This window comes from Corynebacterium frankenforstense (assembly GCF_030211955.1).
In the GTDB taxonomy this organism is placed as follows: domain Bacteria; phylum Actinomycetota; class Actinomycetes; order Mycobacteriales; family Mycobacteriaceae; genus Corynebacterium; species Corynebacterium frankenforstense_A.
In genome coordinates this window covers 1-23434 of sequence record NZ_JASODI010000009.1, presented here as the reverse complement: position 1 = coordinate 23434, position 23434 = coordinate 1, and the positions used below count along the sequence as shown (strand labels likewise).

Sequence of the window (23434 nt, the reverse complement as noted above, 5' to 3'; positions counted from 1 at the left end):
CCAAAATTTTTCCTGGGACCGTGCACGTCGGTGATAGATTAAGAGCAGCTGAACAGTAGAGGAACACCGGTCCCGGACGAGCGGGAGGAGGAGGCGGCAAGTGGTGCCCAGCCCCGCCGAGAAGCGGCGTCCGCGACCCGTCCCGCCGGTGGTCGACCTCCCCGGGTCCCGCGTGAACCGCCGCCACGGCCTCGACCACGGCGGGGTGCCCGCTCCCCCGCGGCGCGGCTCCGCCACCGCCGCCAGTGCGCGCGCGGCCCGGATGGCACGCAGCACCGCCGGCCCCCTCGGCGTCGAGCACTTCATGAACCCCAAGCAGATCCCCGAGGCCGAGGACATGGTCATGCTCTCCGGCTGGGGCCGCCTGGCACGCTGGCCGGCCGTCATCGGCTGCCTGGCGCTGGCGTTCCTGGGGCTCTACCTGCTCATTGACGGCGTCTACACGCTCGGCTCCGGCCCTCTCGAGGGCCTGCTGCAGCGCGCGATGCACCCGCTGGCAGGTCTTCTGCTGGGCATCCTGATCACCGCCGTCGCCCAGTCCTCCACGGCGACCACCGCGCTGACCATCGCGGCGGTGGCCACCGGCTCGGTCAGCGTCCCGGTGGCGGTGCCCGTGATCATCGGCGCGAACATCGGCACCACGGTCACCCCGCTGCTGGCCTCGTTTTCCTACGCCGACGACCGCGGCGCGTTCCGCCGCGCGTTCTCCACCGCCTCGCTGCACGCCTGGTTCAACGCCTCGGCGGCGCTGCTGCTGTTCATCCTCGAGGCCGCCTTCCACCCGCTGGAGCGGATCTCCGAGGTCACCGCCGAGGCCGTCGGCGGCGGCCGCACCGAGGCCTTCGACGACGCGCGCGTGACCTTCGTCGGCTTCTTCCAGCCGGCCGTCGACGCGCTGGGCGCACGCGGCCTCGCCGGGCAATTGCCCGGCGAGATTACCGACGGCGTCGTGTGCATCGCCCTGGGTGCGATCCTCGCCCTGGTGGCGTTGCGGGTGATGGCCCGCCAGCTGCGGGTGCTCTTCGCGGCGACGACGCGCTCGCTCTTCGAGCGGCTCTTCGGGATGAACCCGCTGGGCGGCTTCAGCGTCGGGCTCTTCGGCACCGCCACCGTGCAGGCCTCGGCGGTGACGGTCTCGGCTCTCTTGCCCTTCGCCGCCACGCGCATACTGCGGCTGACCGAGGCGCTGTGGGTGATCCTGGGCGCGAACCTGGGCACCACGATCAGCGGCCTGGTCGCCGCACTGACGGTGCCGGGCGCCTACGGTGTCTTCGGCCTGCAGGCGGCCCTGGTGCACGTCTTCTTCAACGTCGCGGCGGTGCTGGTGGTGACGCTGGTGCCGGGGCTGCGCCGGCTGCTGTACCGACTGTGCGGGACGAGCGCCCGGCGCGCCCGCCGCAGCCGGCTGACCGCGCTGGGCGTGGTGCTCTCGGCGTTCTACGTGCTGCCGCTCCTCGCCTTCGGCGCATTCCTCCTCTTCGCCTAGGTCGCGACGCGTCAGGCGCCCGGGTGTGAGGCGTCAGCCTCACACGTCGCGCTGGTAGAGCACCCCGACGCCGATGATGAACAGGCCCACGGCCCACAGGAGGAAGTAGGCCAGCGAGGCGCTCTGCGTCCAGTCCATGCCGGTGGCGTTGCCGCCGGCGATGAAGTTGTTGAGGTGCCTGAACGGCAGCCACTCGCCGATGCGCTGGCCGACCTTGGGCAGGAAGGCCAGGATGTCCTCGAGGGCGAGGATCCAGGCCAGCAGCAGGGCCACGGCCCCGGCGGTGTGGCGCAGCAGCAGGCCCACGCCCTGGGCGAGGCAGATGACCAGGAAGACCGCCAGGGGCAGCACCCACAGCACGCGCAGCACGGCGGGGTCCGTCATCGAGTAGATCGGGGCGGAGTCGCCGACGCGGATCTTGGCCACGCCCAGGCACAGCAGGGCGGTCAGGAAGGTCAGCGCGGCGGCGAAGGCCCCGTAGACGAGCAGCTTGGCCACCGGTACGGTCCAGCGCCGGGGGCTCGCCAGGTAAGCGGTGGCCTGGATGCGGTAGCGGTACTCGGTGGTCACCACCATCACGGCCTGCACGATGAGCACGGGCAGTCCGATCGAGGGGATGCCGTAGACGACGGTGTAGGGCTCGATCTGGAAGACGAACAGTCCCATCGGCTGCTGCGGGGCGACGGTCAGCAGCAGGGAGATGCCGAAGCTGAGCAGCACGAACAGCGCGCTGGTCCACCACACCGAGCGCGTGGTGAACAGTTTGATGATCTCGGCCCGGACGGTGTTGAGCAGGTTCATCGGTCCGCCTTTCCGTTCTGCGTCGGCCCGTTCTGTACCGGCCCGTTCTGTACCGGCCCGTTCTGCGCCGACAGCCCCGGCGCCGCGGCGTGGTACTCCACGGCGTGGCCGGTGGTCTCCATGAAGGCGTCCTCCAGCGAGGCGCGCCGCTCGGCGAGCTCGGCGAGGGGCACGCCGGCCTCAAAGGCCAGCGCGCCGATCTCGTCGGGGGTGCGGTCGGCGATCTCGAGGCGCTCGCGGCCCTCGGGATCCCTGCCGGGGGTGACCGCCAGGCCGCGCTGCCCGAGCGCGGCGGTGAGCTCGGCCAGGCGCGGCGAGCGCACCAGGGTCGTCGTCGCCGAGTGCCCGGAGATGAACTCGTGGGTGGTGGTGTCGGCGATGAGCCTGCCGCGGCCGATGACGATGAGCCGCTCGGCGGTCTGCGCCATCTCGGAGAGCAGGTGGGAGCTGACCAGCACGGTGCGCCCCTCGGCGGCGAGTGCCTGCATCAGCCCGCGCACCCAGCGGATGCCCTCGGGGTCCAGGCCGTTGACCGGCTCGTCGAGGAGCAGCACCTCCGGGTCGCCCAAGAGGGCGGCGGCCAGGCCGAGGCGCTGGTGCATGCCGAGCGAGAACCCGCCGGTGCGCCGACCGGCGACATCCGAGAGCCCGACAAGCCCCAGGACCTCGTCGACGCGGGAGCGGGGGACGCCGCCGGCGGCGGCGATCCAGCGCAGGTGGTTGGCCGCGGAGCGGTTCGGGTGGGTCGCGCGCGCCTCGAGCAGGGCGCCGACGGTGTGCAGCGGGCGCTCGAGGCCGGAGTAGGGCACGCCGTTGATCGTGGCGGTGCCCTCGGTGGGGTGGTCCAAACCGACGATCATGCGCATCGTCGTCGACTTGCCCGCCCCGTTCGGCCCGAGGAAGCCCGTGACGGCGCCCGGCTCGACCTGGAAGGTCAAGTCGTCGACCGCGCAGGTGGACCCGAAGCGCTTGGTCAGGTTGGCTACTTCAATCACGGCAACAAGACTGCCACACCTTGCTTGCGGCTTCCCGTGCTCACGCACACAATCCCGCGGAAATCCCCCGACGCACTCCCCCGCGCCCCCGCGGACCCCCGGCCTACTGCCCCGCGAACCAGGCGGGCAGCACCCCGGGAAGGGCCGCCCGGATGCCGGGCAGCGCGGCGGCGAAGGCGGGCATCAGCGGCAGCTGATCGACCTCGTCGAGCGGCACCCAGCGCAGCTCGAGGGACTCGTTGTTGGCCTCGGTGGCCAGCGCCGCGCCGGTGACCGTGGCGGCCACGACGGTCGTGTAGGTCCAGCCCCCGGCCAGCTCGGGGCGGGCCGGGTCGGCGTCGAAGGGCCCGGCGGTCACCCGCTCGCCAGCCACCGAGACGTCGCCCGGGGCGATGCCGGTCTCCTCGTGGGCCTCGCGCAGGGCGGCCTCGACGGCGGTCTCGTGCGAGTCGCGGGCACCCCCGGGCAGCGCCCAGGTGCCGCCGATGTTGGTCCACAGGGCACGGTGCTGCATCAGCAGCCGGGGCGCGTGCGGGTCCGCGAGCAGGAAGAGTCCGGCCGCCCCGAAGCGGCCCCACTGCCTGCCGCCCGCGGGTCCCGCGGCCCAGCCGTTGCCGTCGCCGTCCATGGCCCCCAGGGTAGCCGCCTCCTTCCGGGGCAGAAAGGTGTGCCCGCCGGCGCGCAGACGATACAGTGAAGGAATGAGCCGCGAGACCAAGACCGGCCGGTCGGGCCGGCAGTCGCGCCGCTCCCGGGAGATCCGGGTCGACCGCTCCGAGCTGCCCGTGGGCACCCAGGACCACTGGCTCGACGAGGTCTCCGAGGACACCGACGAGCGGCCCTCCGGGCTGCGCTCGTGGCTGCACACCGGCTTCTCGGTGCCCACCTACTACCTGCGCAAGATCGGCTCCTACGTCCTGACCACCCCGGGCCGGATGATCACGCTGACCATCGTGCTGGCCCTGGCCATCTTCGCCGCCGGCTACTCGATGTCGCAGTCCTCCGCCGCGCGCCAGGACAACCTCGACGAGCTGCTCACCGTCACCGAGCCGACCAGCTACGCCGCGCACAACCTGTACACGCAGCTCTCGCTGGCGGACACGGTGACCACGAACTCGCTGGTGCGCTCCGGCGCGCAGCCAGCCCACGAGCTGCGTTCCTACTACTCGGCCATCGACGGCGCCTCGCTGGCCGCCTCCGAGGTCGCCGCCGGCATCCGCGACGAGGACAGCCGCGCCGCCGAGCTGATCGCCACCATCCAGCGCGAGCTGCCCGTCTACACCGGACTCGTCGAGACGGCACGGGCGAACAACCGCCAGGGCAACCCCGTGGCCTTCTCGTACGCCGCCACGGCCTCGGCGCTGCTGCGCGACGAGATCCTGCCCACCGCCGCCGAGCTCTTCGACCACACCAGCGCCGAGGTCGCCCGCGCCCAGGCCGAGCTGACCCGCCCGCAGTTCGTGCCCCTGTCCGGCCTGCTGGCCGCTGTCGCCTTCCTCACCGCCGCCCAGTGGTGGCTGTGGCGGCGCACCCGCCGCCGTTTCAACAAGGGCTTCCTGGCGGCCACCGCGATGATCGTCGTGGCGATCCTGTGGGTCAGCGCCTCCAACCTGGCCAGCTGGCAGGCCAGCTCGCGCGGCTTCGACCAGGCGGCCACCCCCTGGGACTCGCTGACCACCTCGCGCATCGAGGCCCAGCAGGCCCGCACCGCCGAGACGCTGGCCCTGGTGCGCCGCCAGCCGCTCGGCGAGGGCGGCACCGACCCCTTCAACGAGGCCACCCTGCGCATCACCCGCGCCCTCGACGACGTCGAGAAGGGTGACTCCGCCGTCGGCGACTCCCCCGACTCCGCTGCCCTGGTCCACGAGGCGCGCACCGCCCTGCAGGAGTGGCGCACCGCCCACGGCGAGCTGACCCGCGCGCTCAACGCCGGCGACTTCGCCGCCAGCGAGCGGCTGACCACGGACACCACCCGCGAGTCCGACAGCGCGCCGACCACGGCCACCGCCTTCAACGACCTTGACCGCGCGCTGGCCGAACTGATCGCCGAGTCGCGCACGACGATGCGCTCCTACATCGCCGACGGCCTGGCCGCGACCACGCTGGTCGCCGCCTCGGTGCTGCTGCTCTCCCTGGGGGCGGTCATCGCCGTGGTCGTCGGCATCCGCCCCCGTTTCCAGGAGTACCTGTGACGCGCAGAGAGATTTCCGACGCCGCGCGGCGCGCCGTCGCCGCCGGCCTCACCGTCGCCGTGGCCTTCGGCGCCGCGGCCTGCGGCCACGACGCCGGGGGCCCACCCGCCCTGGTCGAGCGCCACGCCCCGGCACGCGACGACGGCCCGCCGCTGCCGGCCGGCGCCAGCGTCGAGCACTACGGCGAGCACGCCGCCAACCCGCAGAGCACCGAGAACCTCGTCGGCTCGCTGCGCCCCGACGGGCGCACCGCCCGCGAGCGCATCCCGACCATCGTGCAGCGCGGCCGGCTGATCGTGGGCGTGGACCAGTCGCTGTTCCTGCTCAGCTTCCGCGACCCGCAGTCCGGCGAGCTGCGCGGCTTCGAGGTGGAGCTGGCCCGCGAGTTCGCCCGCGACATCTTCGGCGACCCGGACCGGGTGGAGTTCCGCTTCCTCGAGTCCGCCCAGCGCCGCGAGGCGATCGCCGCCGGCCAGGTGGACATGGTGCTGCGCTCGACCTCGATCACCGAGGAGCGCCAGGAGACCATGGCCTTCTCCGTGCCCTACCTGCGCGCCCAGATGCGGCTGCTGGTGCAGAAGGAGCCCGGCATCTCGGGCCCGGCGGACCTGGGCGGGCGCACGGTGTGCGTGGCCGACGGCTCCACCGGACTCGAGCACGCCCGCGCCGACGCCGAGGGCGCGACCCTGCTCAAGACCCGCAACTGGTCGGACTGCCTGGTCGCCCTGCAGCAGAACCAGGCCGACGCGATCCTGGCCGACGACACGATGCTCTCCGGCATCGCCGCCCAGGACGACTTCACCGAGATCGTCGGCGAGCCGCTGACCCGCGAGTACTACGGGGCGGCCATGGCCCAGCCCGAGGACCCGGCCGATGAGTCCGACGAGGCGGCCGGGCTGATCCGCCAGGTCAACGAGACGCTGCGCCGGGTGACCACCGACGGGACCTGGCAGCGCCTCTACGACCGCTGGTTCGGGCCCTACCTGCCCGCCCAGTCGCCCCCGCCCGCCATCTACCGCGAGGAGGAAGCCCAGTGACCGAGCCGCGCAACCGCTCCGAGCAGGACGACGAGGGCCCGGCGACCGAGGCCGTCGCCTTCGACCCCTTCGCCGCCGAGGACGAGGAGGGCCCGGCCACCGAGGCCGTGCCCTATGACCCGTTCACCGACGAGGACAACGGGCGCGACGCGCCCGCCCCCGGCACCGAGGCCGTCGCCTTCGACCCCTTCGCCGCCGAGGACGAGGACGACGAGGACGAGTTCCAGGTCGACCCGGCGAACCTCGCCGGGCTCTTCGCAGACCTGGACAAGATGCGCGACAACCGCGGTGCCGGGGCGCCGCGGCCACGCACCGACGCCGAGCGCAGGCGCGATGCGTCGGAACGCGCGCGTCGGAAAGCACTGGACACCTTCCGCTCGCGGCGCGGGCGGCGCCGGCAGGACTGGGTGGTCGCCGACGGCATGGTCACCCTGCCGTTCATCGACCTCGTCCCTCCCGAGGCCGCGCTGAAGGACCCCGAGGCCGCCGGCGCCAAGGTCGACCCGCCGCAGCTGAGGCCCGGCGACGTCGTCGCCGGGCAGTACGAGATCCTCGGCGTGATCGGCCACGGCGGCATGGGCTGGATCTACCTGGCCGGCGACCGCAACGTCTCCGAGCGCCTGGTGGTGCTCAAGGGCATGCAGTCGGCGGCCGGCGACAAGGACGCCGGCGTGGCCGCCGCGGAGCGGGAGTTCCTCGCGGACATCACGCACCCGGGCGTGGTGAAGATCTTCAACTTCATCGACGACCCGCGCGTGCCCGGCGGCTTCATCGTCATGGAGTACGTCGGCGGGCCGAGCCTGAAGGACCGGATGCGCGACTACCCCGGCGGGCTGATGCCCGTCGACGTCGCCATCGCCTACATCCTGCAGGTGCTGCCCGCCCTGGAGTACCTGCACGTGCGCGGGGTGGTCTACAACGACATGAAGCCCGAGAACATCATCGCCACCGAGGACCAGGTCACGCTGATCGACCTGGGGGCCGTGACCGGCATCGGCTCCTACGGCTACATCTACGGCACCCGCGGCTTCCAGGCCCCCGAGGTCGCCGCCGAGGGCCCGTCGGTGGCCAGCGACATCTACACCATCGGGCGCACCCTCGCCGCGCTCACCCTCGACCTGCCCGTCGAGGACGGCGCCTTCGCCCCGGGCATCCCCTCGCCCTCGGAGGAGCCGCTGCTGCGCGGCTACCTCAGCTACTACCGGCTGCTCGAGCGGGCCACTCGCCCGGACCCGAAGAAGCGCTTCTCCGACATCCGCGCGCTGCGCAGCCAGCTCTACGGGGTGCTGCGCGAGATCATCGCCCTGCGCGACGGGGTGCAGCACCCCAACCAGCACTCGCTGTTCTCCCCGCAGCGGCGCACCTTCGGCACCAAGCACGTCGTCTTCCGCACCGACCAGCTGCTCGACGGCACCGAACGCTCCGCGGCGATCACCGCCCCGGAGGTCGTGGGTGCCCTGGCCGTCCCGCTGGTCGACCGCCACGACGTCGGCGCGCCACTGCTGTCCGGGTTCTCCTACACCGAGCCCGAGGAGGCGCTGGAGACCCTGCGCCAGGCGATGCACACCGAGGAGTACACCCGGTCCGCGGAGATCCCGCTGGGCGTGGTGCGCGCGATGCTGGACCTCGGCTTCACCGGACAGGCCCGCGAGTGGCTGGCCAGCCTCGAGGAGTCCCTGGGCAACGACTGGCGCTTCCACTGGTACTCCGGGGTGACCTCGCTGCTGCTCGACGACCTGATGACCGCGCAGAAGCACTTCTTCGAGGTGCTGACCATCCTGCCCGGCGAGTCCGCGCCGAAGCTGGCGCTGGCGGCCGTCGACGAGCTGATCCTGCAGAACCTCGGCTACTCGGGCGTGGCCCTTCTCGACCCGCACGACGCCCGCGCGATCGCCGGCGTGCACGCCACCCTGGAGGAGCTCAACGGCGGCTTCGTCTCCCGGCTGCCGCACGACTGGTCGCACGTGAGCACCGACCCGCAGGTGCTGCGCTTCCACACCATCCGCCTCTACGGGCTGGTGTGGGCGGCCAACCCGACCACGGTGTCCAGCGCCTTCGGCCTGGCCCGCCAGCTGATGGCGGAGAACCAGCTGGAGACCGCCGTGCGGGCACTGGACCGGCTGCCGCAGGCCTCGAGGCACCACCGCATGGCGCAGCTGACCACGATCCTGCACCTGATCGGCGGGCAGCTGACCGAGTCGCGCGTGCGCCGGGCCGCCCGCCGGCTCTCGGAGATCCCCACCAACGAGCCGCGCTTCCTGCAGATCCAGGCCGCGGTGCTCTCGGCGGGGCTGAACTTCCTGCGCGACGCCGACGTCGAGGCGGCCGCCAGCCCCAACGACCTCTTCGAGTTCCCCTTCACCCAGCGCGGGCTGCGCGCCGGGCTGGCCGACACGCTGCGGCGCCTGGCGCGCAACGCCCCCTTCGCCCGGCACCGCTACGCGCTGGTGGACATGGCCAACCAGGTCCGCCCCGAGACCTGGTTCTAGTGGCGCGGCTGACGCCGCGCCACCGGGAACAGGGCCTGCGCCGGCGGGTTACTGCGCGAAGGCCACCGCGTAGCGGGCGATGGCCAGCTCCTCGTTGGTGGGCACCACGAAGACCTTGACCGCGGAGTCGTCCGTGGAGATCTCGCGCGGGCCGTCGTTCGGGCCGGCGTTGCGGTCCGGGTCGATCTTGACGCCGTAGGTCTCCATGCCGGCCAGCGCGTCGGCGCGCACGTGCGAGTCGTTCTCGCCCACGCCGGCGGTGAACGTGATCGCGTTGACCCGGCCGAGCGAGACCATGTAGGCGCCGATGTAGCGGCGCAGCTGGTGGATGTAGACGTTGTAGGCCGTCCAGGCGTCCTCGTCCTCGTCGCGGATCATGTCGCGCAAGGCGCGGAAGTCGTTGACCCCGGCCAGGCCCTTGACACCGGACTTCTTGTTGAGCAGGTTGTCGATCTCGTCGATCGACATGCCGTTGCGGTAGAGGTGGAAGACGATGCCCGGGTCGATGTCGCCGGAGCGGGTGCCCATGGCCAGACCGGCCAGCGGGGTCAGCCCCATCGAGGTGTCGACGGCCAGCCCGCCGCGGATGGCGGCGGCCGAGGCGCCGTTGCCCAGGTGCAGGGTGATCTGGTTGACCGCGGCCGGCGGCAGGCCGAGCAGCCCGGGGACCTGCTGGGAGACGTACTCGTGGCTGGTGCCGTGGAAGCCGTAGCGGCGCAGCGAGTATTCCGCGGCGACGTCCTTGTTGATCGGGTAGATCGCGGCGGCCGGCGGCAGGGTGTGGAAGAAGCCGGTGTCGAAGACGGCCACGTGCGGGATGTCCGGCAGGATCTCGCGGGCGACCTCGATGCCGGCGATATTGGCCGGATTGTGCAGCGGCGCCAGCGGGATGAGGTCCCGGATCATGTCCAGGATCTGGTCGTTGATCAGCTCGGGCGCGGAGAAGAGGATGCCGCCGTGGACCACGCGGTGCCCGCAGGCGATCACGTCGACCTGCCCCGGGCCGCAGTGGTGCTTGTCCATCAGCTCGAAGGCGAGCTGCAGGCCGGCGGTGTGGTCCGGGATCTCCTGCTCGACGGCGAAGGTGCCCTCCTGCGTCTTGAGGGTCACCGCGCCCTGCGGCTCGCCGATCTGCTCGACGACGCCGACGACGAAGGGCTTCTCGGTGGCCGAGGCCAACGGGTTGACCAGCTGGAACTTGATCGAGGAGGAGCCGGAGTTGAGGACGAGTGCGTACGACATGGCTAGCGGTTCCCTCCCGCCTGGATCGCGGTGATGGCCACGGTGTTGACAATGTCCGGCACCGTCGCCCCGCGCGAGAGGTCGTTGACCGGCTTGTTGAGCCCCTGCAGGATCGGGCCGACGGCCAGCGCGCCGGCGGTGCGCTGCACGGCCTTGTAGCCGATGTTGCCGGCCTCGAGGTCCGGGAAGACGAAGACGTTCGCCTGGCCCGCGACCGGGGAGTCGGGCATCTTCTTGGCGGCCACGCCCGGGTCGCAGGCGGCGTCGAACTGCAGCGGGCCGTCGACGGCGAGCTGCGGGTCGGCCTTCCGCGCGGTCTCGACGGCCGTGACGGCGCGCTCGACGTCGGCGCCGGAACCGGAGGCGCCGGAGGAGTAGGACAGCACGGCGACCTTCGGGTCGATGCCGAAGCCGGCGGCGGTGCGCGCGGAGACGACGGCGATCTCGCCGAGCTGCTCGGCGGTCGGGTTGGGGTTGACCGCGCAGTCGCCGAAGGCCCACAACTTGCCCGGCAGCACCATCAGGAAGATCGAGGAGACCACGGAGGCCTCCGGGGAGGTGCGGATGATCTGCAGGGCCGGGCGGATCGTCTCGGCGGTGGTGTGCGCCGCACCGGAGACCATGCCGTCGGCGGCGCCGGTGTGCACGAGCATGGTGCCGAAGTAGGAGACGTCGTCCATCTGCTCGCGCGCCTGCTCGAGGGTGACACCCTTCTTCTCACGCAGGCGGGCGAACTCGGTGGCGAACTCCTCGCGGCGCGGGTCGGTGCGGTGGTCGACGACCTCGGCGTCCGAAAGGTCCAGCCCGGCGTCCTTCGCCCGCTTGGCGACGTCCTGGGGGTCACCCAGGATGGTCAGGCGCGCCACGCCGGCCTTGAGCAACTGGTCGGCGGCGGCCAGGATGCGGTCGTCGTCGCCCTCCGGCAGCACGATGCGCGCGCCGACCTCGGCGGCCTGGGCGGCCAGGCGGCGCTCGAAGACCTCCGGCGACATGACCGGCTTCGCGTCGTCAGCGACCGCGGCCAGCGCCGCGCGCACGTGGCCGGCGTCGGCGAGCTCGGTGGCCGTCAGGGTCGCGGCGACCACCGCACCGGCCGCCTCAGCCTCGGCGACGGCGAGGCGGCCGACGCCGGCGGCGTCGTCAATCACCAGCAGCAACGGCACGCCGAGGGCGGCGGCGACGCGGACGTCGTGCGCCAGGGCGCCGGTCCCCCGGATCAGGGTGGCACCGGAGTCGGTCAGCCCGGCCGCGAGCGCGGCGCCGACGGTGGGCTCCACACGGGCCAGGTCGGCGTGGGCGAGGTCCAGGGACTCGGCCAGGGCGGCGGTGTCCAGGCCGTCGAAGGTGCGGTTGACCAGGGTGAGGAGTGCCGAGGGGGCCGCGGAGGGCGCCGGGTTAGTCATGCGGGAAGCAACCTTTCTGTGGGCGTCTGCTGCGGACGTGAGCCGTCAGGCGCGGGGCACCGGACATAATAGTGTGGCGCAGCGCACCGCGGGCTCTTTTCGTGATTGGTTTTTCTTTTCGCTCCGGCCGCGCGGCGGGGGCACCGCGACCGCACCTCGGCGGGAAACATTCACGCGACAACCCCCGAGGGTACCCTCGCCACACCGGCCCAACATCCGCAGCGGCGTCGACCCCGCGCATGCGCCCCACGCTGGTGTCACACCCCGGTGCGGCGGCGCGCGGGCCCACATGCGGCGGGGGTTTCCCCACCGCGCCGCGGCGGTTAGACTGGGCGCCGTTATAGACAGCTCGGTGCAAACTCCGCCCACCAACGGGTATGGTGCAGCACACGTACCGAAGCGGGCGCGCCAGCTGCGCCCCGGAAACTGACCCAAGAAGTAAAGGAACCCACGTCACGATGTCTCGCCCCCTGCGCGTCGCCGTCGTCGGTGCCGGCCCTGCCGGCATCTACGCCTCCGATCTCCTCATCAAGTCCGGCCAGGAGGTCTCCATCGACCTCTACGAGCGCATGCCCACCCCGTTCGGCCTGATCCGCTACGGCGTCGCACCGGACCACCCGCGCATCAAGGGCATCGTCAAGTCGCTGCACAACGTGATGGAGAAGCCGGAGATCCGCTTCCTGGGCAACATCAACGTCGGCGTCGACGTGAGCGTCGAGGAGCTGCAGCGCTACTACGACGCCGTGGTCTTCTCCACCGGCGCGACCGGCGACCGCGTGCTCGACATCCCGGGCGCGGACCTGGAGGGCGTGCACGGCGCCGGCGAGTTCGTCGGCTTCTACGACGGCAACCCGAACTTCTCGCGCGACTGGGACCTCTCCGCCGAGCAGGTCGCCGTGATCGGCGTGGGCAACGTCGGCCTGGACATCTCCCGCGTGCTGGCCAAGACCGCCGACGAGCTGCACGTCACCGAGATCCCGGACAACGTCTACGACAACCTCAACGCCAGCGCCGCCCGCGAGGTGCACATCTTCGGCCGCCGCGGCCCGGCCCAGGCGAAGTTCACCCCGCTCGAGCTCAAGGAGCTGGACTACTCCGACACCATCGAGGTCACCGTCGACCCGGAGGACATCGACTACGACGAGGCCAGCGAGAAGGCCCGCCGCGAGTCGAAGTCCCAGGACCTGGTCTGCCAGACCCTCGAGCACTACGCCATCCGCGAACCGAAGGGCGCCCCGCACACCCTGCAGATCCACTTCTTCGAGTCGCCCGTCGAGATCCTCGGCGAGAACGGCAAGGTCACCGGGCTCAAGACCGAGCGCACCGAGCTCGACGGCAACGGCGGAGTCACCCGCACCGGCAAGTTCACCGTCTGGCCCGTCCAGGCCGTCTACCGCGCGGTGGGCTACCGCTCCGACGCCGTCGAGGGCGTGCCCTTCGACGACAAGCGCGCCGTGATCCCCAACGACGGCGGCCACGTCGTCGACGAGGACGGCGCCGCCGTGCCGGGCCTCTACACCACCGGCTGGATCAAGCGCGGCCCGGTGGGGCTGATCGGCAACACCAAGTCCGACGCCAAGGAGACCACCGGCATGCTGCTGGAGGACTACAACGCCGGCAAGCTCGCCGAGCCGGAGTCCACCGACCCGGCCGAGGTGCTCGCCTTTCTCGAGGGCAAGGGCCTGGCGGTGACCACCTGGGAGGGCTGGCACCGCCTGGACGCCGCCGAGCGCGCCCTGGGCGAGGCCGAGGGCCGCGAACGCAAGAAGATCGTCGAGTGGGACGAGATGGTCGCCCACGCCGGTCCGCAGGACAAGTAGCCCGGCCGCGGGGCGTGCGCCCCGCGCCCCTCAGCCCCTGACCGAGGTCACGGACTCCCGCTCCACCAGCGGCATGTCCACCAGGTAGGCCTCCCCGACCGGGCCGGGGAAGGCCGCCGCGGCGGCCCGGGCCTCCGCCATCTGCACGCCGGTGCGGGTGTGCTTGCGTCCGCGCAGCTTGCGCGGCTCGAGCACCAGCTCCGTGGCCGCCCGCCCCATCTCGAGGTACGGGATGGCCACCGTGCTCAGACCCGGGTCCAGGTAGGAGGCCAGCACCTCGTCGTCGAAGGAGATCACGGAGATCTCCTCGGGGATGCGCACCCCGGCGTGCGCGGCGGCCTGGAAGAAACCGAAGGCGATGCGGTCGTTGCCCGCGATCACCGCGGTGACCGGCGCCTGCGGGTGCTCCACGTTGTAGGCCTGTACCCGCTCGAAGGCCCGCGCGCCCAGCGGCGGCTCCCAGACCGAACCCTGGACCTCCATGGTCAGGTCGAGTCCGGCCTCGGCCATCGCGGAGTCGACGGCCGCCATGCGCACCGGGACGCACACCGAGACGGAAGGGTCGAGCATCTCGTCATTGCGGCCGACGAGGGCGATGCGGCGGTGACCACGCGCCAGCAGGCACTCCGCCGCCCTACGTCCGGCCACGGGCTCGTCGGGAAGCACAGCGGGCAGCTGCCAGTCGGTGCCGGCGACGGTCGCTGTGCCGTTGACGATCACGGCCTTCAGCGAATCCGGCAGGCGCGGCACCGTGACGTGCCGCGAGCGCATGAGCGCGAAGATGATGCCGTCGACGCGGCGGGAGACCAGCCCGCCGACGGCGCGCTCGAGGCGCTCGGCGTCGAAGGGGCACTCGTTGATGAGCACCAGGTTGCCGCTGCGCTCGGCGACGTCGATGCTGCCGCGGATCAGCGCGGAGGCGAAACGGGTGGTGGCCACCTCGTCGGAGACGAAGCCGACCGTCAGCGAGCGGCCGGTGCGCAGGGAGCGGGCCGTGGGGTCGGGCCGGTAGCCGAGCTTGTCGGCGGCGGCGCGCACCCGGCGCGCGGTCGCCTCGGAGATGCGCGTGCCCGGCCGCTTGTTGAGCACCAGGCTCACGGTCGCCGGCGAGACCCCGGCCTCCTTGGCGACCTGGGCGAGCGTCGGGCGGCGGGAGTTCATTCTCCCCAGGTTAGTCCGCGCCCATATGCCCCGGGGACGCATCCACGCCGATCGGCGCGGAGGGAGCGCGGGCGACACCGCCGACCCCTTGAGAGGCGTGGCATAGCGGCGCGGAGGCCAAATAATCGGTCACAGCGATTTCCGGGCGGGCACGCGCCGGGGTTATGCTTCCCCGCCATGACCAACTACTTCGCGGTTTCCGCGCTCCGGGAGATGTCTCCCGTCGAGCTGCACCAGCTCTACAAGCTCCGCGTCGACGTCTTCGTGCACGAGCAGCAGACCCCGTACGCCGAGATCGACGACACCGACGCCATGGACACCACCTTTCACGTCCTGGCCTGGACCCGGAAGTCCGAGGACGGCCACGCCGCCCTCGTCGGCTGCGCCCGCCTCTACCCCGGCGCCGACGGCGACGAGACGGTCCACCTGGGCCGGCTGACCACCGCCGCCGACCACCGCGGCGAGGGCCTGGGCTCCGAGCTGCTGCTGCAGACCCTGCGCCTGGCAGCCGAGCGTTTCCCGGGCCGCACCGTGCGCCTGGACGCCCAGAGCCACCTGCGCGGCTTCTACGAGCGCTTCGGCTTCACCGCCGGCGGCGCGGAGTTCGACGACTCCGGTGTCGCCCACCTGCCGATGACGGCCACCCCGGCCACCATCGCCGAGGCCGTCAAGGCCCTCGACGCCGCGGCCTAGGCTCGCGGCCCAGTCCCCCCTTCGGGCAGGCGCTAGAGCCTGCCGCCCTCCTGCGGCACGATGCGCACCGCCTGCGCCGCCGCACGCGCCCGGTCCAGGGCCGTGGCGACGTCCTCGGCGGTGGCCAGCGCCACCCCCATCGCCCGGCCGACGGTCGCGCCGCGCTTGCCGAAGAGCTCGACGGTCGACTCCGGCACCGCCACCGCCTCCGCGAGGCCCTCGAAGCGCACCGCCTCGGCCTCGACCGGCGAGAGGATCGCGCTCGAGGCGCCCGGGGAGACCAGCGTGGCGTCCACCGGCAGGCCCAGCGTGGCGCGCGCCTGCAGGTCGAACTGCGAGAAGCGCTGGGTCGCCAGCGTGACCAGGCCCGTGGTGTGCGCCCGCGGCACCACCTCGGAGAAGTAGACGTCCTCGCCCTCGACGAAGAGCTTGACGTTGAACACCCCGCGCCCGCCGAGCGCGCCCGTCACCCGGGCCGCGACCGAGCGGGCGTTGTCCAGTGCGGCGGGGTTGACGGCCATCGGCTGCCAGGACTCGACGAAGGCCCCGTCGCGGTAGAGGTGGCCCAGCGGCTCGCAGAACCAGGTGGCCATCCGCCCGGTCTCCGGGTCCACCGAGCGCACGGCGATGATGGTGATCTCCGCGTCGAAGTCCACCAGGCGCTCCACGATCACGCGGGAGTCCCCCGCGCCCTCGGTCAGCGCGCGCCAGGCCGACTCGACGTCCTCGGGCGCCTCGATGCGCTGATTCGGACGCGCGTCCGGCCCGTCCACGTTCGGCTTGGCCACGCACGGGTACCCCACGGAGCCGACGGCGACCTCGAACTCGGTCAGATCCGAGGCGAACTGGTAGGTAGTGGTGGGCAGCCCCAGCTCCTCGGAGGCCATGCGGCGCAGGCCCTCGCGGTTGGTGGCCAGGCGCACGGCCTTCGGGCTGGGCACCACGCCGGCGGCACCGGCGGCCTCGGCGGCCTCGAGCACGTCGACGGCGATGGTCTCGATCTCCGGGATGATGAAGTCCGGGTCCACGCGGCGGATCAGGTCCGCCACGGCCTGCGGGTCGGTGACGTCGACGGTGTGGGCGACGTGGGCGACCTGCTGGGCGGGCGCGCCCTCGCGGCGGTCGACGGCGTGCACCTCCACCCCGAGGCGGTGGAAGGAGACGGCCAGTTCCTTGCTCAGCTCCCCGGACCCCAGCAGCATCACGCGGGTGGCGCCGGGACTCAGCGGCGTGCCGATCGACTCAGGTGCACTCATGCCCGCAAGTCTAACCCGGCGACCACCCCGCCCCGAGGGGTAGCGTCGCGGCCATGGACACCGCCACTTCGCCCACCGAACCAGACGCCGGGGACAACCGCGGTCTGGCCGCCCTCTTCGACGCCCTCGAGTCCATCCGCGCGGACCGCGAGGAGCTCTACAAGTGGTTCCACCGCCACCCGGAGGTGGCCATGGAGGAGCACGAGACCTCCACGCGCATCGCGCAGGAGCTCGAGGCGCTCGGCCTGGAGCCGCTGCACATCGGCGGCACCGGCGTGGTCGCCGTGGTGGAGAACCCGGAGAACCCCGACGGCGGCTCGGTGCTCGTGCGCGCCGACTTCGACGGCCTGCCGGTCCCGGAGGACTCCGGCAAGGACTACGCGGCCGACCCGGAGCGCGGCCGCTCGCACGCCTGCGGCCACGACGTGCACGCCACTGCGCTGCTGGGCGCGGTGCGCGCCCTGGTGGAGCACCCGGAGGCCTGGCACGGCCGTATGGTCGCCGTCTTCCAGCCCGGCGAGGAGCGCGCCGCCGGAGCCCGCGCCATGGTCGAGGACGGCCTGGCGGAGAAGATCCCGGACGTGGAGGTGGCGCTGGCCCAGCACGTGCTGACCACGCTGCCGGGCGGGGCCGTCGGCGCGGCGGCCGGCCCGGTGCTCTCCACGGCGACCACGGTCACGGTGACGATCCCGGGCGCGGGCAGCCACGGCTCGATGCCGCACCTGGCCAAGGACCCGGTGGTCACGGCGTGCGCGGCGGTGACGCGCCTGCAGACGATCGTCTCGCGCGAGCTGGCCCCGGGCACCTTCGCGGTGGTCACCGTGGGCTCGGTGCAGGCCGGCGACTCGGCGAACGTGATCCCGGACCACGCCACGCTGAAGCTGAACACCCGCGCCTACGACGAGGACGTCGCCAAGCACCTGCACGAGGCCATCGAGCGCATCGTGCGCGCCGAGTGCGCGGCGGCGGGCATGCCCGGCGAGCCGACCTTCGAGTACTCGGACGTCTACCCGCTCACGGACAACGACGCGCAGACGGCCGCCACGGTGCAGGAGGCGTTCGCCGCGCACCTGCCGACCGTGGAGTTCGACCCGGCGACGGCCAGCGAGGACTTCTCGGTGATCCCGGACGCCCTCGGCGTGCCGTACTGCTACTGGGGCCTGGGCGGCTTCGCGGAGCCGGAGAAGGCCCCCGCGAACCACAACCCCGGCTTCGCCCCCGATCTCCAGCCGACGCTGGACCGCGGCTCCCAGGCCATCCTGGTCGCCGCGTCCCCCTGGCTGCTGAGCTGACCCCCTAGCCCCCGAGCCCCCGGCAGAGCCGGCCCGAGCTAGCTCTGCATCACGTCGTTGATGACGATGGTCTCGTCGCGGCCCGGGCCGACGCCGACGTACGAGATACGGCAGCCGGAGAGCTCCTCGATGCGGTGCAGGTAGTCCTGGGCGCGCTGGGGCAGCTCCTCGAAGGTGCGGCAGCCGGTGATGTCCTCCTCCCAGGCGGGCATCGTCTCGTAGATCGGCTCGGCGTGGTGGAACTCGGACTGGGTCAGCGGCATCTCGTCGTGGCGCACGCCGTCGACGTCGTAGGCCACACAGATCGGGATCTCGCCGATGCCGGTGAGCACGTCGAGCTTGGTGATGAACAGGTCGGTGAAGCCGTTGACGCGGGTGGCGTAGCGGGCGACCACGGAGTCGTACCAGCCGCAGCGGCGCTTACGGCCGGTGTTCACGCCGACCTCGCCGCCGGTGACCTGCAGGTACTCGCCCCACTTGTCGAAGAGCTCGGTGGGGAACGGGCCGGCGCCCACGCGCGTGGTGTACGCCTTGGCGATGCCCAGCGAGGAGGTGATGCGCGTCGGGCCGATGCCGGAGCCGACGCAGGCGCCGCCGGCGGTCGGGTTCGAGGAGGTCACGAAGGGGTAGGTGCCGTGGTCGACGTCGAGCATGGTGGCCTGGCCGCCCTCCATGAGCACGCTCTTGCCCTCGTCGAGGCCCTTGTTGACCTCGTACTCGGCCTCGATGACCATCGGGCGCAGGCGGTCGGCGTAGCTGAGGAAGTACTGCACGATCTCCTCGGCCTCGATGGCGCGGCGGTTGTACAGCTTGACCAGGATCTGGTTCTTCACGTCGAGCGCGGAGGTGATCTTCTGGCGCAGGATCGACTCGTCGAAGACGTCCTGGACGCGCAGGCCGACGCGGGCGACCTTGTCGGAGTAGGTCGGGCCGATGCCGCGGCCGGTGGTGCCGATGGCGCGCTTGCCCAGGAAGCGCTCCTGGACCCGGTCGAGGGTGCGGTGGTACGGCGCGACGAGGTGGGCGTTGGCGGAGATGCGCAGGCGGGAGGCGTCCGCGCCGCGGGCCTCCAGGCCGTCGATCTCCTCGAAGAGGGCCTCGAGGTTGATCACGGTGCCGTTGCCCAGGATGGGCATGGCGTTCTCGGAGAGCAGGCCGGCCGGCAGCAGCTTGAGCTGGTACTTCTCGCCGTTCACGACGACGGTGTGGCCGGCGTTGTTGCCGCCGTTGGGCTTGACCACGTAGTCGACCTGGCTGCCCAGGATGTCGGTGGCCTTGCCCTTTCCTTCGTCGCCCCACTGGGCGCCGACGATCACGATCGCTGCCATGGCGGAATGTCCACTTCCTCGGGTCTGGGTTCTGGGTGCTTGCTCACGGTGGCGTGAGTGCGGCGCGGCACGCGGTTCCCGCGCCCGTCCAGGCGATTATTCTACCCGTCCGACGTCCAGCTCTAGAATGCTGTCCATGCGTGTGCTCATCCTCCGTTGCGGCCCGGCCGCCCAGGGGCTCAACGCCCCGGCGGGTGCCGAGGTACTCGACCTGCCGCAGGTGCCCGCCCGCGGCGACCTGCGCGTGCTTGACGCCGCCGCCCGCGCCGTGCTCCCGGAGGATCCCACCCCGTCGCTCGATGAGATCGCCGCGCGTCCCGACGTCCGCCACCTCGGCGCCCCGGGGCCGGCACCCCAGGCGCCTTTCATCGACGACGCCCTGCGGGTGGTCGTCGTGGGTTCCGACGCCGCCCTGTCGGCGGTGCTCACCCGTGCCATGCGGGCGGACTTTCTGTGGGTGGAGTTCGGCTACGTGCCGGTCGAGCCGTCGCCCGCGGCGACGAACTGGGCGCTGCCGGTGGGCGCGGGCGCGTTCCCGCTGGCGGTGCACGGGGCGGTCAACCCGGCGCCCCTGATCCGCTCGGACCGGGGCCTGGCGGTGGCTGGCTCGGCGCTGCTGGAGGACTTCGCCCACGGCGAGTACACCGGCGAGATCATCGTCGACAACGCGACGATCCTCTTCCGCAAGGGCGAGGATCCCGTTTCCCGGCCGCGGACTTCCTCTTCCCGGGCGCGGACTTCCTCTTCCCGGCCGCGGGTGGCGAAGCCCCCGCGGCGTGGCCTGTTCGGTGCCCGCCTGGTGCCCATGACCGACGCCCCGGGCATCGTCGCCGCCGTGCTGACCACGCCCTACTCCCCCGCCGAGACGGGCCGTGGGCCGCTGGCGAGGCTGCGCGGGGCGCTGCGCCCGCACGGCGAGGTCGACGAGGCGAGCCTGCGCACCGGCCGGGCGGTGCAGTCCGGCGGGCGCGACATCCTGGTCACCGTCGACGGGGTACCGGCCAAGCGACCGGTCAAGCGCGCGACGTTCTACCGCCACATGCGCGACCTGCAGATCGTCAGGCCTTAAGCCGACGGGACGCGAGCCCCGCGCCCTACTCGTCCCAGACCTCCGGCGGGTAGGCCGGGGTGCGCGAGGTCGGCGCGAGCACGGCCAGCGAGGAGGGCCGCGACATCCCGCAGATCTCGAGCAGGTCCACGATGATCGAGCGGGTCTGGGCCAGCACCACGTGCGCCGAGAGGACCCGTCCCTTCACCAGCGACATGTTGGCCCGCGCGCCGAGCCGGCGCAGCTGGTTGACGATGTTGGGGATCTCGACGGCCTCGGAGACCTCGGCGCCACGCTCGTAGAGCTCGGAGAAGCTGAGCAGGATGCCGGAGAGCTCGGAGATGATCTCGATCTGCTCGTCGGAGACGGTGTCGCCGTCCTCGGTGAGCACACGCGAGCGCCGGGCGAGCACGCGCACGTTGCGCACGGCGTTGTCGACGGGCCCGAGGATGCGCTCGAGCGACCGCACCCGCCGGCGCGAGCCCCACATCAGCGGCGAGAGCGTCGAGGCCTCGCGGCCGACCTTCGCCGAGTCGAGCATCGAATTGATGTCGCCCTGGGTGTCACGCACGGCCTGCAGGGCGTTGGCCAGGCTGCGGGCGTCGCGGCTGCGCAGCGCCTCGGCGACGTCGTCGAGGACTGAGGAGGCGATCGCCATGACCTTGGAGATCTCCTGGCGCCCGGCGTTCAAGGGATTGTCCGGCAGGATCGCGATGACGAGGATGCCCACCGTCGAGCCGATCACCGCGTCGATCATGCGGTCCGGTCCGCCGGTGCCGGCCGGGGTGATCCCGCCGGGCGGCATGATCGTGGCGATCAGGATGGCGCCGATGGCGATCTGGTTGTTGACCAGCGGCGACTTCGAGATGAAGGAGCCGAAGACCAGCGCGCAGGCCACGGCCACGGCGATCTGCCAGGGCCCGGAGCCGAGCAGCGGGACGAGCAGGTCGCCGAGCCCCACGCCGACGATGCAGCCGAGCGACATCTCGACGGCGCGGCGCAGGCGGTCGCCGCCGGTCATGCCGAGGATGATGATCGCGGCGATCGGTGCGAAGAACGGGAAGCGGTGGCCGAAGACCTCCTGGGCCGCCCAGTAGGAGGTGCCGGCGGCCACGGCCTGCTGGGTGATCGCCCAGGAGCGCTTGCACACCCGGCCCATCCGGCTGGCCAGGGACTTGTCCACGGTGCGCAGCCGGTCGAGGGTGTTGAGACGCTCCTTTGCCATGTACCCCAGGATAGGCCCCTCGCGTTACCGTCATCACACGGGCACGAAGACGCCCCCGCGCACCGCACGAAGGTGCGGGACGCGGGGGCGGGGCGCTGGCGCGATCAAGCGACGCTCGGCGCGGGACTTACTTGCTCAGGGTGGTGCCCACCGAGTGCAGGTCCTGGCACGCCTCGATGACGCGCTCGGACATGCCCTGCTCGGCCTTCTTCATGTAGGAACGCGGGTCGTAGACCTTCTTGTTGCCCACCTCGCCGTCGATCTTGAAGACGCCGTCGTAGTTGGCGAACATGTGGCGCGCGACCGGGTTGGTGAAGGCGTACTGGGTGTCGGTGTCGACGTTCATCTTGATGACGCCGTAGTCGAGGGCCTCCTCGATCTTCTCCTTCTCGGAGCCGGAGCCGCCGTGGAAGACGAAGTCGAAGGGCTGGGCGTCGGCGTCGAGGCCGAGCTTCTTGGCGGCGACGCGCTGGCCCTCCTTGAGGACCTCCGGACGCAGCTCGACGTTGCCCGGCTTGTAGACGCCGTGGACGTTGCCGAAGGTGGCGGCCAGCAGGTAGCGGCCCTTGTCACCGTGGCCGATGGCGTCGATGGTCTTCTCGAAGTCCTCCGGGGAGGTGTAGAGGTTCGCGCCGTGCTTGGCCTCGACGCCGTCCTCCTCGCCGCCGACGACACCGATCTCGACCTCGAGGATGATGTTGGCCTTGTGGGCCTTCTCCAGCAGCTCCTGGGCGATCACGAGGTTCTCGTCGATCGGGATGGCCGAGCCGTCCCACATGTGCGACTGGAACAGGGGCAGCTCGCCGCGGTCGACGCGCTCCTGGGAGATCGCGATCAGGGGGCGCACGTACTCGTCGAGCACCTCCTTCTGGCAGTGGTCGGTGTGCAGGGCGACGTTGACGCCGTAGTTCTCGGCGGCCTCGTGCGCGAAGGCGGCGAGGGCCAGGGCGCCCTTGACCTTGTTCTGCACCGCCAGGCCGGAGCCGAACGAGGCACCGCCGGTGGAGAACTGGATGATGCCGTCGGACTCCGCCTCGGCGAAGCCCTTCAGGGCGGCGTTGATCGTCTCCGAGGAGGTGCAGTTGATCGCCGGGTAGGCGAAGCCCTCCTTCTTGGCCCGGTCGAGCATCTCGTTGTAGATCTCAGGGGTTGCGATGGGCATTGAAGCTTCCTCCCAAAAGGTGCCTCTGGACGGTGGTCTTTTTCCGCACGGGCCCCGACGGTTGTCCGGTCCCGTTCGCTGCTCCCAGTATGCCAGGTCTCGCGCGTTTTCGCCGCCCGACCACACAGCAAATGCCACACGGTCGGGCATATCCGGGCATTCCGGTACAGGCAGGGGGCTTGCCGACGTCGCGCCACGCCCGGCTGTGGTGTTCGTCATACCCGACCGTGTCCGCCCCGGTCGGCCGCTTTTGACCGTGCTGCGCTGGGGAAAAGAGGGCTTGCGGGCGTACTGTTCTTGCCATGCATGACGCCCTCGTCACCACCGTGGCCCTCGGACCGACCTGGATGGACCCCATGTACCTGCTCAGCGGTTCGGGCCCCTTCGGGAGTCTGATCCTGCCCGGAATCGCCCTGATCGTCTTCATCGAGTCCGGTCTGCTCTTCCCGCTGCTGCCGGGCGACTCGCTGCTGTTCACCGGCGGCATGCTCGCCGTGCAGCCCGACTCCTTCGCCCCGCTGTGGGCCGTGATCGCCGCCTGCATGTGCGCGGCGTTGCTCGGCGACCAGTCCGGCTACTGGATCGGCCGCAAGTTCGGCGAGGCGCTCTCGAAGCGCCCGGACGGGCGGATCTTCAAGCAGGCCTACCTGGCCCAGTCCCACGAGTTCTTCGCCAAGCACGGCCCCATCACCGTGATCATCTGCCGCTTCGTGCCCGTCGTGCGCACCTTGAGGTTACCCTCGTTTAGTGGACACCCAACTTGTACGGATGTTGTGTCCGTAGGAGAGGATGTTCATTGTGAGC

Annotated in this window: 19 protein-coding genes; 9 read left to right on the top strand and 10 right to left on the bottom strand. The window is 71.7% G+C overall.

Annotation, left to right across the window (positions count from 1 at the left end; genetic code table 11):
• The first annotated feature begins 100 nt into the window (after positions 1-100).
• Positions 101-1486, top strand: a complete 1386-nt coding sequence (locus QP119_RS06005; RefSeq protein WP_284774456.1) for a Na/Pi symporter — start codon at positions 101-103, stop codon at positions 1484-1486.
• Between the two features lie 39 nt (positions 1487-1525).
• Here the strand turns inward: QP119_RS06005 and QP119_RS06000 are convergent, their stop codons facing one another.
• The 3 genes from QP119_RS06000 to QP119_RS05990 all read right to left on the bottom strand — a co-directional run bounded on the left by QP119_RS06000 (position 1526) and on the right by QP119_RS05990 (position 3910).
• The gene (locus QP119_RS06000; protein WP_284774453.1) at positions 1526-2287 is read right to left on the bottom strand and encodes a multidrug ABC transporter permease; all 762 of its coding nucleotides are present in this window, start codon (positions 2285-2287) and stop codon (positions 1526-1528) included.
• Positions 2284-3282, bottom strand: coding sequence for an ABC transporter ATP-binding protein (locus QP119_RS05995; RefSeq protein ID WP_284774451.1), 999 nt, complete (start codon positions 3280-3282; stop codon positions 2284-2286). The genes QP119_RS06000 and QP119_RS05995 overlap by 4 nt, the downstream gene beginning before the upstream one ends.
• A 103-nt stretch (positions 3283-3385) precedes the next feature.
• Positions 3386-3910, bottom strand: coding sequence for an NUDIX domain-containing protein (locus QP119_RS05990; protein WP_284774450.1), 525 nt, complete (start codon positions 3908-3910; stop codon positions 3386-3388).
• Between the two features lie 73 nt (positions 3911-3983).
• Here QP119_RS05990 and QP119_RS05985 point away from each other — a divergent pair, with 73 nt between their 5' ends.
• From QP119_RS05985 to QP119_RS05975, 3 genes are read left to right on the top strand one after another with little or no spacing between them, the layout of a single operon-like run.
• Positions 3984-5474 (top strand): hypothetical protein, encoded by a 1491-nt coding sequence (locus QP119_RS05985; RefSeq protein WP_284774449.1) that lies wholly within the window; start codon positions 3984-3986, stop codon positions 5472-5474.
• Positions 5471-6511 (top strand): glutamate ABC transporter substrate-binding protein, encoded by a 1041-nt coding sequence (locus tag QP119_RS05980; RefSeq protein WP_284774446.1) that lies wholly within the window; start codon positions 5471-5473, stop codon positions 6509-6511. Before QP119_RS05985 ends, QP119_RS05980 begins: the two co-directional genes overlap by 4 nt.
• Complete coding sequence (locus QP119_RS05975) at positions 6508-9000, top strand: serine/threonine protein kinase (protein ID WP_284774444.1); 2493 nt, start codon at positions 6508-6510, stop codon at positions 8998-9000. The genes QP119_RS05980 and QP119_RS05975 overlap by 4 nt, the downstream gene beginning before the upstream one ends.
• 48 nt (positions 9001-9048) lie before the next feature.
• On the opposite strand, the gene QP119_RS05970 is transcribed toward QP119_RS05975, so the two are convergent.
• On the bottom strand, positions 9049-10242 hold the full coding sequence (locus tag QP119_RS05970) for an acetate kinase (protein WP_284774442.1): 1194 nt from the start codon (positions 10240-10242) through the stop codon (positions 9049-9051).
• 2 nt (positions 10243-10244) lie between these two features.
• On the bottom strand, positions 10245-11645 hold the full coding sequence (gene pta / locus QP119_RS05965) for a phosphate acetyltransferase (RefSeq protein WP_284774440.1): 1401 nt from the start codon (positions 11643-11645) through the stop codon (positions 10245-10247).
• Between the two features lie 458 nt (positions 11646-12103).
• On the opposite strand from pta, the gene QP119_RS05960 reads away from it, so the two are divergent.
• Positions 12104-13465: an FAD-dependent oxidoreductase gene (locus QP119_RS05960; protein WP_284774438.1), complete on the top strand. Its 1362-nt coding sequence runs from the start codon at positions 12104-12106 to the stop codon at positions 13463-13465.
• A 30-nt stretch (positions 13466-13495) separates the two neighbouring features.
• Here QP119_RS05960 and QP119_RS05955 read toward each other — a convergent pair whose 3' ends face one another.
• Positions 13496-14626, bottom strand: a complete 1131-nt coding sequence (locus tag QP119_RS05955) for a LacI family DNA-binding transcriptional regulator (protein ID WP_284774436.1) — start codon at positions 14624-14626, stop codon at positions 13496-13498.
• 177 nt (positions 14627-14803) lie between these two features.
• Here QP119_RS05955 and QP119_RS05950 point away from each other — a divergent pair, with 177 nt between their 5' ends.
• Positions 14804-15319 (top strand): GNAT family N-acetyltransferase, encoded by a 516-nt coding sequence (locus tag QP119_RS05950; protein ID WP_284774435.1) that lies wholly within the window; start codon positions 14804-14806, stop codon positions 15317-15319.
• A gap of 32 nt (positions 15320-15351) precedes the next feature.
• On the opposite strand, the gene purT is transcribed toward QP119_RS05950, so the two are convergent.
• Positions 15352-16575 (bottom strand): formate-dependent phosphoribosylglycinamide formyltransferase, encoded by a 1224-nt coding sequence (purT, locus tag QP119_RS05945; protein ID WP_284774433.1) that lies wholly within the window; start codon positions 16573-16575, stop codon positions 15352-15354.
• Positions 16576-16628: 53 nt separating this feature from the next.
• Between purT and QP119_RS05940 the strand changes: the two genes are divergently transcribed.
• Entirely contained in the window at positions 16629-17867 is a 1239-nt protein-coding gene (locus QP119_RS05940; RefSeq protein ID WP_284774431.1) for an amidohydrolase, read from the top strand.
• Between the two features lie 38 nt (positions 17868-17905).
• Here QP119_RS05940 and QP119_RS05935 read toward each other — a convergent pair whose 3' ends face one another.
• Positions 17906-19195, bottom strand: a complete 1290-nt coding sequence (locus QP119_RS05935) for an adenylosuccinate synthase (RefSeq protein ID WP_284774429.1) — start codon at positions 19193-19195, stop codon at positions 17906-17908.
• 136 nt (positions 19196-19331) lie between these two features.
• Here QP119_RS05935 and QP119_RS05930 point away from each other — a divergent pair, with 136 nt between their 5' ends.
• On the top strand, positions 19332-20264 hold the full coding sequence (locus QP119_RS05930; protein WP_284774427.1) for a hypothetical protein: 933 nt from the start codon (positions 19332-19334) through the stop codon (positions 20262-20264).
• 25 nt (positions 20265-20289) lie between these two features.
• On the opposite strand, the gene QP119_RS05925 is transcribed toward QP119_RS05930, so the two are convergent.
• Positions 20290-21468, bottom strand: a complete 1179-nt coding sequence (locus tag QP119_RS05925; protein WP_284774426.1) for an FUSC family protein — start codon at positions 21466-21468, stop codon at positions 20290-20292.
• Positions 21469-21595: 127 nt separating this feature from the next.
• Entirely contained in the window at positions 21596-22630 is a 1035-nt protein-coding gene (gene fbaA / locus QP119_RS05920; RefSeq protein ID WP_284774425.1) for a class II fructose-bisphosphate aldolase, read from the bottom strand.
• Between the two features lie 302 nt (positions 22631-22932).
• Between fbaA and QP119_RS05915 the strand changes: the two genes are divergently transcribed.
• The coding region (locus tag QP119_RS05915; protein WP_284774424.1) for a DedA family protein at positions 22933-23434 on the top strand (502 nt) is incomplete at its 3' end.